Annotated in this window: 13 protein-coding genes; 11 read left to right on the top strand and 2 right to left on the bottom strand. The window is 64.8% G+C overall.

The genetic code is table 11. The features are described 5' to 3' along the window. The first annotated feature begins 240 nt into the window (after positions 1-240). From FHW96_RS03945 to FHW96_RS03915, 7 genes are read left to right on the top strand one after another with little or no spacing between them, the layout of a single operon-like run. The gene (locus tag FHW96_RS03945) at positions 241-2,166 is read left to right on the top strand and encodes a peptidyl-prolyl cis-trans isomerase (protein WP_172339243.1); all 1,926 of its coding nucleotides are present in this window, start codon (positions 241-243) and stop codon (positions 2,164-2,166) included. A 26-nt stretch (positions 2,167-2,192) separates the two neighbouring features. After that, entirely contained in the window at positions 2,193-3,734 is a 1,542-nt protein-coding gene (locus tag FHW96_RS03940; protein ID WP_172339242.1) for an anthranilate synthase component I family protein, read from the top strand. Continuing rightward, entirely contained in the window at positions 3,731-4,324 is a 594-nt protein-coding gene (locus tag FHW96_RS03935; RefSeq protein WP_172339241.1) for an aminodeoxychorismate/anthranilate synthase component II, read from the top strand. The genes FHW96_RS03940 and FHW96_RS03935 overlap by 4 nt, the downstream gene beginning before the upstream one ends. Then, positions 4,321-5,316 carry an anthranilate phosphoribosyltransferase gene (trpD, locus tag FHW96_RS03930; protein ID WP_172339240.1) on the top strand — a complete coding sequence of 332 codons (996 nt, stop codon included), beginning with the start codon at positions 4,321-4,323 and terminating at the stop codon, positions 5,314-5,316. The genes FHW96_RS03935 and trpD overlap by 4 nt, the downstream gene beginning before the upstream one ends. Next, positions 5,313-6,110 carry an indole-3-glycerol phosphate synthase TrpC gene (trpC, locus tag FHW96_RS03925; protein ID WP_172339348.1) on the top strand — a complete coding sequence of 266 codons (798 nt, stop codon included), beginning with the start codon at positions 5,313-5,315 and terminating at the stop codon, positions 6,108-6,110. Before trpD ends, trpC begins: the two co-directional genes overlap by 4 nt. Next, positions 6,107-6,367 carry a hypothetical protein gene (locus FHW96_RS03920; protein ID WP_172339239.1) on the top strand — a complete coding sequence of 87 codons (261 nt, stop codon included), beginning with the start codon at positions 6,107-6,109 and terminating at the stop codon, positions 6,365-6,367. The genes trpC and FHW96_RS03920 overlap by 4 nt, the downstream gene beginning before the upstream one ends. A gap of 3 nt (positions 6,368-6,370) precedes the next feature. Beyond that, positions 6,371-6,676, top strand: a complete 306-nt coding sequence (locus FHW96_RS03915; RefSeq protein ID WP_172339238.1) for a hypothetical protein — start codon at positions 6,371-6,373, stop codon at positions 6,674-6,676. On the opposite strand, the gene FHW96_RS03910 is transcribed toward FHW96_RS03915, so the two are convergent. Continuing rightward, positions 6,673-7,233 (bottom strand): NUDIX domain-containing protein, encoded by a 561-nt coding sequence (locus FHW96_RS03910; RefSeq protein ID WP_172339237.1) that lies wholly within the window; start codon positions 7,231-7,233, stop codon positions 6,673-6,675. The genes FHW96_RS03915 and FHW96_RS03910 overlap by 4 nt on opposite strands. Before the next feature lie 92 nt (positions 7,234-7,325). On the opposite strand from FHW96_RS03910, the gene moaC reads away from it, so the two are divergent. The 3 genes from moaC to lexA all read left to right on the top strand — a co-directional run bounded on the left by moaC (position 7,326) and on the right by lexA (position 9,751). Next, a complete protein-coding gene (gene moaC, locus FHW96_RS03905) occupies positions 7,326-7,799 on the top strand; it encodes a cyclic pyranopterin monophosphate synthase MoaC (protein ID WP_172339236.1) in 474 nt (157 codons plus the stop codon). After that, on the top strand, positions 7,796-9,001 hold the full coding sequence (locus FHW96_RS03900; protein ID WP_172339235.1) for a molybdopterin molybdotransferase MoeA: 1,206 nt from the start codon (positions 7,796-7,798) through the stop codon (positions 8,999-9,001). Before moaC ends, FHW96_RS03900 begins: the two co-directional genes overlap by 4 nt. A 66-nt stretch (positions 9,002-9,067) precedes the next feature. Continuing rightward, positions 9,068-9,751: a transcriptional repressor LexA gene (gene lexA / locus FHW96_RS03895; protein ID WP_172339234.1), complete on the top strand. Its 684-nt coding sequence runs from the start codon at positions 9,068-9,070 to the stop codon at positions 9,749-9,751. Here the strand turns inward: lexA and FHW96_RS03890 are convergent. Further along, positions 9,745-11,865, bottom strand: coding sequence for a ComEC/Rec2 family competence protein (locus FHW96_RS03890; RefSeq protein ID WP_253950716.1), 2,121 nt, complete (start codon positions 11,863-11,865; stop codon positions 9,745-9,747). The genes lexA and FHW96_RS03890 overlap by 7 nt on opposite strands. A gap of 170 nt (positions 11,866-12,035) precedes the next feature. Between FHW96_RS03890 and gltX the strand changes: the two genes are divergently transcribed. Then, entirely contained in the window at positions 12,036-13,490 is a 1,455-nt protein-coding gene (gene gltX / locus FHW96_RS03885; RefSeq protein WP_172339232.1) for a glutamate--tRNA ligase, read from the top strand. The last annotated feature ends 24 nt before the right edge of the window (positions 13,491-13,514 follow it).

The following is a 13,514-nucleotide window of genomic DNA, read 5'->3' as shown; positions in this document are numbered from 1 at the left end:
CAGGCCGCGCCGCATCACGCCTCCCCAGCATGCGTATGCGCGCCTAGGGCAAGGAGGCGCCGCTTGTCAAAAGGCGCGTGGCCAACAACCCACCAAAAAGACGCAAACGCAGCATATAAGGCACCACAAATTTGCGCGATGGCGCCGCTTGCGGGATCGAAGCAAGCCGCCTAAAGCCGCCAACTGATGGTTTTGACGGCGCGCGCCTTTTTGGCGGGGCCGCGGTGACGGGTTGGTTTGATGCTGCAAGTGTTCCGCAAGTTCTTCCACTCCTCGGTGGGCGTATTCGCCGCGCTGGGGCTGATCGTGATGCTGGCCTTGGCGTTTGCCGCGGGCGATGTGTCGAACATGATCTCTTCCGGCAGCATCACCGGGGGCGACCGCGTGGCCAAGGTGGGAGGCAACACCATCGGCACTGCGCAATTGACCAAGCAGATGCAGCAGGCGGTAGAAATCACCCGCCAGCAGCAGCCCGGCGTGACGATGAAGAGCTTTCTGGCCGAAGGCGGTCTCGATCTGGTGCTGGACCAGATGATCGACGGCGAGGCGCAGATGGCGTTTGGCCGCAAGGTCGGCATCGTTGCGGGTAAGCGCCTGATCGACAGCGAACTGGCCAAGATTCCTGCGTTTCAGGGCGCGGGCGGCAAGTTCGACCAGAACGCCTATCTCTCGGTTCTGGCCCAGCGCCAGATGAACGATGCCGATGTGCGCGACAGTTTCGCGCGCGATCTGGTTTCGCGCCAGTTGCTGGCCCCTGCACAGTTCGGCGCGGCCCTGCCGCAGAGCGCGGTGATGCAATATGCCGCCCTGCTGAAAGAACATCGCGCCGGTTCGGCGGCCATGCTGCCCTCCTCCGCCTTTGCGCCCAAGGGCCTGCCCACGCAGGCCGAGGTGAGCGCGTGGTATAACAACCACAAGGCCGCCTACACCGTGCCGGAACGCCGCGTGATTCGTTACGCCCGCTTCGACGAATCGGTCATCAAGCAGCCCTCCGCCCCCACCGATGCCGAGGTGGCCGCCCGTTTCAAGGCCAATGCCGCTCAGTATGGCGCCAGCGAAACCCGCAAGGTCTCGCAGGTCATCGTCATCAGCGAGAGCATGGCCAAGGACATTGCCGCAGCCGTGGCCAAGGGCGAAAGCCTTGAAGCCGCCGCAAAGGCCAAGGGCCTTTCGGTCGCCTCGCTGGGCGCGGTCAGCAAGGCTGATCTGACCATCAAGAGCAGCGCCGCTGTGGCCGAGGCGGCCTATGCCGCCAAGGCCGGCGCCACCGCCGGGCCGGTCAAGGGCGCGCTGGGCTGGGCGCTGGTGCGCGTCGATGCCATTGACGCCAAGCCTGCGCGCACGCTCGAACAGGTGAAGGGCGAGATCACCGCCGCCCTGACCGAGGAAAAGCGCAAGCAGGCGCTGGCCGCTCTCACCGAAAAGGTGAATGACGATTTCGGCAAGGGCGGCGCCCTGTCCGACACCGCCAAGGAACTGGGCCTGACCATGGCCGAAACCCCGCTGCTGGTGGCCAAGACGCCTGCCGGTATGGGCCTGCCTGCCGAACTCGCCTCGATCCTGCCCGCCGCCTTTGGCATGGACCACGAAGGCCAGCCCCAGATCAGCGAACTGGTCGCAGGCAAGAGCTTCGTGATCTTTGACGTGACCAAGATCATCCCCGCCGCCCCTGCCCCGCTCGATCAGATCAGCGCGCAGGTGATGGCCGATATCCAGCTTGAGAAGGGCTCGGTCGCCGCGCGCGCCGCCGCGATGAAGCTGCTGGCCGCGGGCAAGAAGGGTGGCGATCTGGCCGCCGAAGTCGCCAAGCTGGGCGTGGCCCTGCCCCCGGTGCAGCAGATGAATCTGGGCCGCGAAGAAATCATGTCGCGCGGCGGGCAGATCCCGCCTGCCGTCGCGCTGTTCTTCGGCATGGCGCCGGGCACGACCAAGCTGATCCCGATTGCGGGCAACAAGGGCTTCATGGCCGTTCAATTGAAAGCCATCACGCCAGGCAGCGTGGCCGCCAATGACCCGCTGATCGGGCAGGTCAAGGGCGAGCTGGGCAATCTGGCCGCGCGCGAACAGGCCGAAAGCCTGCGCCGCGCGATCCGCACCGAAGTCAAGGTGGAGCGCAACGAAAGCACCATCAGGACCGTCACCAGCACGCTTGCTGGCGGCAACTGACGTTCAATCCAAAAAGCGAAAGACCAATGACCGACAACACCCATCGCCCAGAAAACTGGGACGCCGCCCTTTCCTTGCTGTCTGGCGGGAATCCGGCGCTGGTGTGGCGTCGCGTCATTGCGGACACGGAGACACCCGTTGGCGCGGCGGTAAAGCTGTTCGCTGGCGAGCGGGGGGATTTCCTGCTCGAATCGGTCGAGGGCGGCGAGGTGCGCGGGCGTTACAGCCTGCTGGGTCTGGCCCCCGATCTGGTGTTCCGCGCCACGGGCCATGCCGCCGAAATCAACCGCGTCTGGGCGCAGGACCGCGAGGCCTTCGAACCGCTGGCGGGCGATGCTCTCAATGAACTGCGCGCTCTGGTGGAAAGCTGCCGGATGGATGTGCCTTCCGCGCTGCCGCCCGCGCTGGCCTGCATCGTGGGCTATTTCGGCTATGAGACCTTTGGCCTTGTCGAAAAGCTGCCCCGTGCGCCGCAAAGCGCGCTGGAATTGCCCGACATGCTGTTTGTTCGCCCGACGGTGATCCTTGTGTTCGACCGACTGGGTGATGAATTGTTTGCGGTCGCGCCGGTATGGCCTTCGGATCGGGCGCCCGACGCCGCGTTGGAAGTGGCACAGGAACGGATCGACGAGGCGCTGCGCGCTCTGGCCGCTCCCGCGCCCGAACCGGTGCGCGCAGGGCCGGACATGCCCATGCCCCAGCCCACCCCGGTGATGGCGCCGGGCGATTATGGCAACATGGTCGAGGCCGCAAAACAGTTCATCGAGGCGGGCGACATCTTTCAGGTCGTGCTGGCCCAGCGTTTCACCGCGCCCTTCACCCTGCCGCCGCTCTCGCTTTATCGCAGCTTGCGCCGGGTCAATCCCTCGCCGTTCCTCTATTTCCTCGACCTGCCCGGCTTTGCCGTGGTGGGGTCCAGCCCGGAAATTCTGGTGCGCGTGCGTGCCAAAGAAGATGGAGAGCGCGAAGTCACCATCCGCCCCATTGCGGGCACCCGCCCGCGCGGCAAGACACCGGCCGAGGACAAGGCCAATGAGATCAGCCTGCTGGAAGATCAGAAGGAGCGCGCCGAACATCTGATGCTGCTCGATCTGGGCCGCAACGATGTGGGCCGCGTGGCCGCCAAAGGCACGGTCAAGGTCACCGAAAGCTACACTATCGAGCGTTACAGCCATGTGATGCATATTGTCTCGAATGTGGTGGGCGAATTGGACACCAACCGCGCCGATGCGATCGATGCGGTCTTTGCCGGTTTCCCGGCGGGCACCGTGTCTGGCGCGCCCAAGGTGCGGGCGGGCCAGATCATTGCGGGGCTGGAACCTGAAACGCGCGGCGCCTATGCGGGCGGGGTGGGCTATTTCGGGCCGGACGGCAATCTGGACAGTTGCATCGTGCTGCGCACAGGCATCGTCAAGGATGGCGTGCTGCACGTACAGGCGGGCGCGGGCATCGTGGCCGACAGCGATCCGGTCTATGAACAGCGCGAATGCGAACATAAATCCGGCGCCCTCTTTGCCGCCGCCCGTGAGGCGGTGCGCGTGGCGCAGGAAGCGGGGTTTGGGCAATGAATAATAAAATCCTCGTCATCGACAATTATGACAGCTTCACCTGGAACCTGGTCCATTATATCATGGAACTGGGCGCCGAGGTGGAAGTGGTGCGCAACGATGCGCTGACCGCCGCGCAGGCGATTGAGACGGGCGCGGCCGGTTTCCTGCTGTCGCCCGGCCCCTGCACGCCGAACGAGGCAGGGATCAGCCTCGATCTGGTCGGCGCGGCGGCGGATGCGGGCAAGCCCTTGCTGGGCGTGTGTCTTGGCCATCAGTCCATCGGGCAATATTTCGGCGGCACGGTGCAGCGCGGCGGCTTGATGCATGGCAAGACGTCGTCTGTCACCCATGACAGCAGCGGCGTGTTTGAAGGCATCCCCTCGCCCTTCATCGCCACGCGCTATCACTCGCTGATCGTGACCGATATTCCGGCCTGCCTGCATGTGAATGCGCGCAGCGACGATGGGCATGTGATGGGCTTTCGCCATGTCAGCCTGCCGATCCACGGGGTACAGTTCCACCCCGAAAGCATCGCCACCGAGCATGGCCATGCGATGCTGGCCAATTACCTGAAGCTGTGCGGGATCGACGCCCGCCTTTCGGCATGAACGCCCTGCCCGAAGTCTCGGCCCATCCCTTTGACGAGGGTGAGGCAGAGAGCATTTTCGGCGCGATCCTTGACCGGAAAGTTTCCGACGAAGCGATTGCCGCTTTTCTTGTCGCCCTTTCGGCGCGGGGGGAAACATCGAGCGAAATCGCGGGCGCGGCGCGGGCCATGCGTGCGCGGATGATCACGGTCCATGCGCCCGAAGGCGCCATCGATGTGTGCGGCACCGGCGGCGACGGGCATCATACGCTCAACGTGTCCACCGCCGTATCGCTGGTGGTCGCGGCCTGCGGCGTGCCGGTGGCCAAGCATGGCAATCGCGCGGCTTCGTCCAAGGCGGGGGCGGCCGACACGCTGGAAGCGCTGGGCCTCAATCTGGCCCATGCCGGAGAGCGCGCAGAAAGCACACTGGGCGAGATCGGCATCGCGTTCCTGTTTGCGCAGGCACACCATCCCAGCCTCAAGCACATCGCCCCGATCCGGCGGGCGCTGGGCACCCGCACGATCTTCAATCTGATGGGACCGCTGGCCAATCCGGCCAATGTGCGCCATCAACTGGTCGGCATCGCGCGCCCGGCCTATGTGCCGATCTATGCCGAAGCGATCCGCCGTCTTGGCACCGAGCGCAGCTTTGTCATTTCGGGCGACGAGGGGCTGGACGAACTCAGCCTTGCGGGGGGCAATGAAGTGGCCGATGTGCGCGGCGACGGCGTGGCGATGAAACGGGTGGTGCCTGCCGACGCCGGCCTGCCCGAATATCCGGTCGAGGCGATCAAGGGCGGCGATCCGGCCTATAATGCCGATGCTTTGCACCGCCTGCTGATGGGCGAGCATGGGGCCTACCGCGATGCGGTGCTGCTGAATGCCGCCGGCGCGCTGATGGTGGCGGGCGAGGTTTCCGACTGGCGCGAGGGCGCCGAAGAGGCCGCAGAGGCCATTGACAAGGGGCTGGCCAAGGGCCTGCTCGATTGCTGGATCAAGGCTTGCGAATAATGGATAAATTGACTGAAATCTGTGACACCAAGCACGAAGAGGTTGCCGCGCGCAAGCCTTTGGCCAGCCTGGCCGATCTTGACGCGCGCGCCAGCGAGCAGACCCCCACGCGCGGGTTTGAAGCGGCGCTGCGCGCAAAGGCTGCGGATGGTTTCGCCCTGATCGCCGAAATCAAGAAGGCCAGCCCGTCCAAGGGGCTGATCCGGGCCGATTTCGATCCGCCAGCGCACGCCCGCGCCTATCAGGCGGGCGGGGCCGCGTGCCTGTCAATCCTGACCGATGCGCCCTATTTTCAGGGGCATGAGGATTACCTGATCGCGGCGCGCGCCGCCTGCGACCTGCCGGTCCTACGCAAGGATTTCATGGTCGATCCGTGGCAGGTGGCCGAGGCCCGCGCCATCGGTGCGGACGCGATCCTGATCATCGTGGCCGCGCTGTCGGACGCCCAGATGGCAGAAATCGAGGCCGCCGCCATCGAACGCCGGATGTCGGTTCTGGTCGAGGTGCATGACGAGGAAGAGATGGCGCGCGCCGCCAATCTCCACTCGCGTCTGATCGGGGTGAACAACCGCAATCTCAAAACTTTCAAAACCGACATCGCCACCACCGAGCGCCTTGCCCCGTTGGCGCCCGAGGGGACTTTGCTGGTGGCAGAAAGCGGGATCAACACCCATGCGGATCTGCTGCGCCTTGCCCCTTGCGGCGCGCGCACCTTCCTTGTGGGCGAAAGCCTGATGCGGCAAGATGACGTGACGGCGGCGACAAAGGCCCTGCTGTTCGGATCGGACCAGTGAAACTGCGGATATGGGGTCTGACCGCGCTGATGCTGGCTACGGGCGCGCAGGCGCAGCCGGAGTTCAAAAACTACACCGCGCCGGGCAATCTGGAATCCACCGTCAAACTCGGCTGCATCGCGCAATCCGAAATCAAGACCAGCTATAATCCCGTTGATCTCTACATCGGCGCAAGAGCCTGTATGGATGCGGACAATTATGAAAGGGCGGTCGAGCTGTTTCAGATGGCCAACATCTTTGGCCGTTATGATATGTAGCGCGTGGCCGACAAGACCGCGCATCAGGCCATCATTGTCGGACGGGTGCAGATCTTAGGCAGCCTTCCTCCTGAAAAGATTGCAAAATTCCAGTCGACCGCAAAGACCGCGGTGGAAGACGCGGCCAAAACTCAGGTCTTGTGTAAATATCTTCGTCATATCGGCCCGCCCACCTATTACCCGCGCTATATGATTCAGCACGGCATGAACGCCTTTACCGGCGGTGGTAAGGAACTTGTTCCCGACTTCTCCGCCGCCAAAGGCTGGGATGACGTGCTGAACACCTACGTACACTGTCCGGCGGACTAGACCCAGAGTTCAGGGTGGCGCAACATCAGGGCCTGCGCCAGAATCAGCGTCTTGGCATCCTCCAGCGTGCTGGCCATCACCCGGTCGCGCAGAACGTCAAGGCTGACCTCGACAACGCTGATATGCTCGTCCTCATCCTGCGCCCCGCCGCCCGCACCCACGCGGTCGGCGGCGGTATATTCGGCCAGATAGAGCATCACCCTTTCGGTCGAAACCGGCGGAATGGGCCATATATTGGCCAGCGGCTCAAGCGCGGAAAGGCGAATTCCGCCCTCCTCCATCGCTTCCTCGTGAATGCGCTCCTCCGGGCTGGCCCCATCCAGCCCGCCCGCGATCGCCTCCAGTAAGGGCGGATGGCCCGCGTCCAGCACCGCCGCGCGCGGCTGCGTCACCAGCATCGCAACCCGCCGCGCCCTGTCAAACGGCAGCACCGCCACCGCCTGACCATTGTCGAGCAGATGCCGTTCGGACACAGTGCCATCGGGCATCCGCAGTTCCAGCCGCGAAAAGCGGTACCAGCCATCATAGATCAGATGCCGGGCAATAATTTCGGCCATATTTCCCCACTTCCTCAAAATCTTGGCAACAGCCTACACTATCGCGCGCATTTCTTCGTTGCCTGATGCCTCCGCTTTGGCAAGAGAGAAGCATGAGCGAATTGACCCATCTCGATGCCCAAGGCCATGCACACATGGTCGATGTCGGCGCCAAGGCCGAAACCGCGCGCGTGGCGATTGCCGCAGGCCGCATCCGCATGAGCGCGGCGGCGCTCAGCGCAATCCGCGATGGCGATGTGCCCAAGGGCGACGTTCTGGCCGCCGCGCGCATTGCCGGGATCATGGCGGCCAAGAAAACCTCCGATCTGATCCCTTTGTGCCATCCGTTGCCGCTGCACAGCGTAAGCGTCGATTTTACCATCGAGGAAGGCGCGATTCTGGCTAGGGCCACAGCCAGCCTGACCGGCAAGACCGGGGTGGAAATGGAGGCTTTAACAGCGGTTTCGCTCGCGCTCTTGACGATTTACGACATGGCCAAAGCCATCGACAAGGGCATGGTGATCGAGGAAGTGCGTCTGATCGAAAAGCGCGGCGGCAAGTCGGGCCACTGGAAAGCGGAAGGATGAGCCGCGCGCCCCTGCCGCTGGACGAGGCGCAGGCGCGCGTCCTTGCTCTTGCCAGCCTGACGCAGGCCGAGGATACGCCCATCGAGGCCGCGCTGGGCCGCTATCTGGCCGCGCCGCTGCCGGCCCGCCGGACGCAGCCCGCTGCCGATCTGTCTGCCATGGACGGCTATGCGCTGGCGCCGGGCGATCTGGCGGGCCCTTGGGAAATTGTGGGCGAAAGCGCGGCGGGCCATCCCTTTGCGGGCGGCGTTCGCCCCGGACAGGCAGTGCGTATTTCGACCGGCGCGCTGGTGCCCGATGGCGCAGGCGTGGTGCTGTGTCAGGAGGACGCCACCCGTGATGGCGACCGCCTGACCCTGACCGGAACCCCGCCCAAGCCGGAGGGGCGGCATATCCGCCGCAGGGGTCTGGATTTCCGTGATGGCGACGCGGTTTTGCCCGCAGGCACGCGGATCGGTCCGGCGCAACTGGCGCTGGCCATCGCGGCGGGGCATGGCGCGCTGTCGGTGCATCGCCGCCCGCGTCTGGCGATCCTCGACAGCGGGGATGAGCTGATCGCGCCGGGCCTGCCCTGCCCGCCCGACCGGCTGCCCGCCAGCAACGGCGCGATGCTGGGGGCGATGGTGGCCGGATTAGCCGGAGAAATACTGCGGCTGGGGCCGGTGGCTGATGATCTGGACGCGCTGGACGCCGCGCTGGCGCGCGCGGGTGATGCCGATGTGATCGTGACCAGTGGCGGGGCCTCGGTGGGCGATCATGACCTGATCCAGCCCGCGCTGGCCCGCTGGGGGGCGCAGGTTGATTTCTGGAAGGTCGCGATCCGGCCCGGCAAACCCTTGCTGGTGGCCACGCGCGGGCCACAGGTGGTGATCGGCCTGCCCGGCAATCCGGTGTCGAGCTTTGTCACCGCCCATCTGTTCCTGCTGCCGCTGCTGCGCGCGATGCAGGGGGCGGGCAACCCGCTGCCGCGCACAGCCCTGGCGCATCTGAGCGAACCGCTGGGGCCGGGCGCGGACCGGCGCGAGTTCATTCGAGGCTGGTGGGACGGGCGCGATGTGATGCCGCGCCCGATGCGTGATTCCTCGGCACTGGCGGCAATGGCGGCCAGCAATTGCCTGATCGAACACGATGCTCATGCCTTGGCCAAGGCAGCCGGTGATCCGGTGCGCATCCATTTGATCGAAAATGGCGGAAGCGCTTGACGAAAGGGTAATGGTTGCGTAATTGTTCCGCAATTGTTCACGCAACACCCCCGTTGGGAGGTCTCTATGCTCACCCGCAAACAGCACGAATTGCTGCGCTTCATCCAATCCAGCCTCGAAGAGTCCGGCGTTTCGCCCAGCTTTGAGGAAATGAAGGAAGCGCTGGATCTCAAGTCGAAATCGGGGGTGCATCGGCTGATCTCCGCGTTGGAAGAGCGCGGGTTCATCCGCCGCCTGCCCAACCGCGCCCGCGCGCTGGAGGTTTTGCGGCAGCCTGAGGATGTGACGCCCCCGGTGGCGGCCAAGCCCGCCGCGCCGAAAAAGCCGGTTGAACTGGCAAGACCGACGGCGCCCGCACCCGCCAATGATGTGGTGGAAATCCCGCTGCATGGCCGGATCGCGGCAGGCGTGCCGATCGAGGCGCTTGAGGGGCAGACGATGCTGCCGGTGCCTGCGGCGCTGCTGGGCGCGGGCGATCATTATGCGCTGGAAGTTTCCGGCGATTCCATGGTCGAGGCCGGGATACTGGATGGCGATCTGGCTTTGATCCGCAAGACCGATGTGGCGCGCGAAGGTGAAATCGTCGTGGCGCTGGTGCGCGGCGAGGAAGCAACGCTCAAATATCTGCGGCGCGAACGCGGCATGGTGCGGCTCGATCCGGCCAATGCGGCCTATGATCCGCAATATTATCAGCCCGGAGAGGTTCAGGTGCAGGGCAAACTGGCCGGATTGCTGCGCCGCTATCACTGATCCGGGGATATGGTGGGAGGGGGCTCGATGCTCCCTTCCTGCGGTTTCAGGCTCTCTTGTGCCTTAAGACTGGGCGCGCGCCACCATGGATGCTGGCCCTGGCTTTGCGCTACGGTGACAGTCCGGCCCTGTGCCAGATAGAGCGCGATGCCCCCCGTGCGATAGAGCACAGGCTCATCGGCCCGGAGCAGGCGGGGGCGACACGAGGGCGAGAGCGCCACGCGCGACACGACAATATCGACATAAGCGCAGGCCGCCGCCATGGCCTGCTCCTCGACCATCCCCCCGCTCCGCGCGGCCAGAATGCGCCAGTCACGACCCCCTTGCCGGATCGTGATCCGGCAAAAGCTCTCGTTGCACTCCGCCCCGCGCCATTGCTCGATGGGCATGGCCTCGCCGCTGGCCCCCATCGCCTCCTGCATCATGTCGCGGGCATAGGTTGAACGGCCCTGCCCCAGTATCAGCAATTGGCGGCTTTGCGGGTCGATCAGGCCCAATTGCCGCCCATCCCCGGTGATCAGCACATCAGGCGGTGTCAACAGCGCCAACCACAGACACCCCGCCACCGCCGGAACCAATCCCAATAAGCGAACATTGCCTCGCCACAACGCCAGCCACAGCATCCCCAGCACCATGAACGCGTAGGCAGCGCCGCCCATCACCGGCAATTGCGCCACCGCATCGGGCCGCCCCGCCACCCATCGCGCCAGCGCCAACAAGGCATCAAGCGACCATCCGCACAAATGCCAAAATGGCGCCCCGACCCCGATCAGGTCGAAGGCCAACCCCGCCCCGATCAGCGGCATGGAAATAAAGGTTGTCAACGGGATGGCGACCAGATTGGCCAGCGAGCCATAGATCCCGGCGCGGTGAAAATGGAAAAAGGCCACCGGCATCAGCGCCAGTTCGATCACCAACCCAGTCAGCAACAGCATCGCCAGATCGCGCCCCAGTCGGATCCACCAACCTTCCCGACGCCGGGCGAGGAAGGCGCGCACAGGCGCAGCCTCATGCAAGGCAACAATCGCCAGCACCGAGCCAAAGCTCATCTGAAAGCTAGGGCCCACCACCGCTTCGGGCCATAGCAGCATGACAAACCCCGCCGCCAGTGCCAGCAGGCGCACAGAAAAGGGCCGCCGCCCCGCAGCGACCGCCGCCAGAGCCAGCAGCGCGCCAAGGCAGGAGCGCACCGTCGGCACCTCCGCCCCGGTCAGCAGCGTATAGCCCACCGCCGCCAGCCCCCCCATCCCGCTGGCCAGCACCGGCAGACGCACGCGCAGCACCAGCCATGGCCACAGGCCCAGCAGGCGCAGGGCGAGAAAATAGGTCGCGGCCACCACCGCGCTGACATGCAGGCCCGATACCGACAGCAGATGCGCCAGCCCCGCATCGCGCATCGCGGCCTCGTCGGCGGGCGTGATGCCGCCGCGTTCGCCGCTGGCAAAGGCCGCCGCCATGCCGCCCGCTGATCCCGGCACCGCCGCGCGCACATGGGCCGCCAGCGCATGGCGCCACGGGGCAAGGCCAGATTCCGCGCCCTGCGACTCGACCTGAACCGGGCCAAGCGCACTGCCCGTAGCGGCAAGACCATCAAACCAAGCCGCACGGGCGAAATCATAGCCCCCCGGCAGGCGCGGCGAGGCCGGAGGAAACAGGCGGGCGCGCAAGCGGACCACCGCACCTTCGCGGGCGGCCGGGGCCAAATCATTCGGTTTCAAAGAGATTCGTGCCTTGATCGCGCGATTATCCCCCGGCAGGCGCAGACCCACGACGAGACGAATCCGCGATTGGGCGGTCAATTCCTGCCGCTCGATCACCACGGCGCGCAGGTCCAGCACCATCGGGCCGGGAATCGCGGGCGTACCGACCAAGGTGGATTTGCCCCAGACCAGCGCGCAGCCCAGCCCAATCGCCAGAGCCAGCGAGACAATCGCTCGCGACAGGCACAGGAAACGCCCATCCCGGCGCGAGATGAAACCGCCCGCGAGCGCCGCCAATAAAGATAATATTATCAATAATATCCATTGCCGAGCACCGTCCAAGACGAACCACCCGGCCACCCCCGCCGCCATGCCCACCGCCAGCCATGGCGCAAGGGTCGGTCCGGCGGCCAACAGAAAATGATCTAAGACCAAAGCAAAACTTGCCAAGCGCGCGCGGCTGCGCCAAGGGCCATGTTGCGTTGCAGCGCTATCCCCCCCCAAAGAGGCGGGACGCTCTGCCGATTGGGTGTTGCTGTGGGTCACTGGAACCATGGGCCCTATAGGACAGAAAGGACAAGGGAATGACAAGTTCGGGGTTGGCTGGCAGCAATAGCACCGGCAAACGCCCTGTTGTCACCCGTTTTGCGCCTTCGCCCACAGGTTTTCTGCATATTGGCGGCGCGCGCACGGCTCTGTTCAACTGGCTCTATGCCCGCGCGACAGGCGGCCAATATCTGCTGCGCATCGAGGATACCGACCGCGCGCGTTCGACCGATGCCGCCATTGATGCGATCTTTGATGGTCTGCGCTGGTTGGGCCTTGATGGCGATCAGCCTGCGGTGATGCAGTTCGAACGCTCGCCCCGCCATGCCGAGGTCGCGCATAAGCTGCTCGACGCGGGCCATGCCTATCGCTGCTATCTGACGCAGGAAGAGCTGAGCGCGATGCGCGAGGCGGCGCAGGCCGAGAAGCGCCCGTTCCGTATTCAGTCGCCCTGGCGCGACGCTACGCCCGATCAATGGCCCGCCGATCTGCCCTATGTGGTGCGCATGAAGGCGCCCCGCGACGGCGCGACCGTGATCGACGATCTGGTTCAGGGCAGCATCACCGTGCAGAATGTCGAGCTGGATGATTTCATCATCCTGCGCAGCGACGGCACGCCGACCTATATGCTGGCCGTGGTGGTGGACGATCACGATATGGGCGTGACCCATGTGATCCGCGGCGACGACCATATCAACAATGCCTTCCGCCAGTTGGTCATCATCCGCGCGATGGGCGCCATTGAAGGTGGCTGGCCTGATCCGGAATACGGCCATATCCCGCTGATCCACGGCGCGGACGGGGCGAAGCTGTCCAAGCGTCACGGCGCGCTGGGCGTGGATGCCTATCGCGACGATATGGGCCTGCTGCCTGAGGCAGTGCTCAACTATCTGATGCGTCTTGGCTGGGGCCATGGGGATGAGGAAATCATCTCGATTGCCCAAGCCATCGAATGGTTCGACATCAAGGATGTGAACAAGGGCGCCTCGCGTTTCGACTTCGCCAAGCTGGCCAATCTCAACGGCCATTACCTGCGCGAGGCCGATGATGCGCGTCTGGCCGAACTGGTGGCTGCGCGGATCACCGATCTGCCCGTGAACCTCGACCTGCTGGCCCGCGCCATGCCGGTCTTGAAGGTTCGCGCTAAGGATCTCAATGAGTTGGCAGGAGCCGCGCGCTTCCTGTTCGTGTCGCGCCCGCTGGCGCTGGAAGAAAAGGCCGCCGCGCTGCTGAGTGATGAAGCGCGCGCCATTCTCCATAAAATACACGCAACGCTGTTGCAGGAAACGCACTGGACAATCGAGCCCCTGGAGGCCACGGTCAAATCACTGGCCGGCGAGCTTGGGCTCGGTCTTGGTAAACTGGCGCAGCCGCTTCGCGCGGCGCTGACCGGGCAAACCACGTCTCCGGGCATTTTCGACGTTTTGATCCTACTTGGGCGAGAGGAAAGCCTCGCGCGCATCGCGGAGCAAATGGAAACCACAAACATTTGAGCCCATATTTAGAGCCAAAGTACA

The organism is Novosphingobium sp. SG751A, from assembly GCF_013149295.1.
Taxonomy (GTDB): domain Bacteria; phylum Pseudomonadota; class Alphaproteobacteria; order Sphingomonadales; family Sphingomonadaceae; genus Novosphingobium.
This window is presented reverse-complemented; position numbering and strand designations above follow the sequence as displayed.

What these genes read in the sequence shown, in the direction of transcription:
- FHW96_RS03945 (WP_172339243.1), top strand. Translation starts at nt 241, where the DNA reads ATGCTGCAAGTGTTCCGCAAGTTCTTCCACTCCTCGGTGGGCGTATTC.
- FHW96_RS03940 (WP_172339242.1), top strand. Translation starts at nt 2,193, where the DNA reads ATGACCGACAACACCCATCGCCCAGAAAACTGGGACGCCGCCCTTTCC.
- FHW96_RS03935 (WP_172339241.1), top strand. Translation starts at nt 3,731, where the DNA reads ATGAATAATAAAATCCTCGTCATCGACAATTATGACAGCTTCACCTGG.
- trpD (WP_172339240.1), top strand. Translation starts at nt 4,321, where the DNA reads ATGAACGCCCTGCCCGAAGTCTCGGCCCATCCCTTTGACGAGGGTGAG.
- FHW96_RS03910 (WP_172339237.1), bottom strand. Translation starts at nt 7,233, where the DNA reads ATGGCCGAAATTATTGCCCGGCATCTGATCTATGATGGCTGGTACCGC.
- moaC (WP_172339236.1), top strand. Translation starts at nt 7,326, where the DNA reads ATGAGCGAATTGACCCATCTCGATGCCCAAGGCCATGCACACATGGTC.
- FHW96_RS03900 (WP_172339235.1), top strand. Translation starts at nt 7,796, where the DNA reads ATGAGCCGCGCGCCCCTGCCGCTGGACGAGGCGCAGGCGCGCGTCCTT.
- lexA (WP_172339234.1), top strand. Translation starts at nt 9,068, where the DNA reads ATGCTCACCCGCAAACAGCACGAATTGCTGCGCTTCATCCAATCCAGC.
- gltX (WP_172339232.1), top strand. Translation starts at nt 12,036, where the DNA reads ATGACAAGTTCGGGGTTGGCTGGCAGCAATAGCACCGGCAAACGCCCT.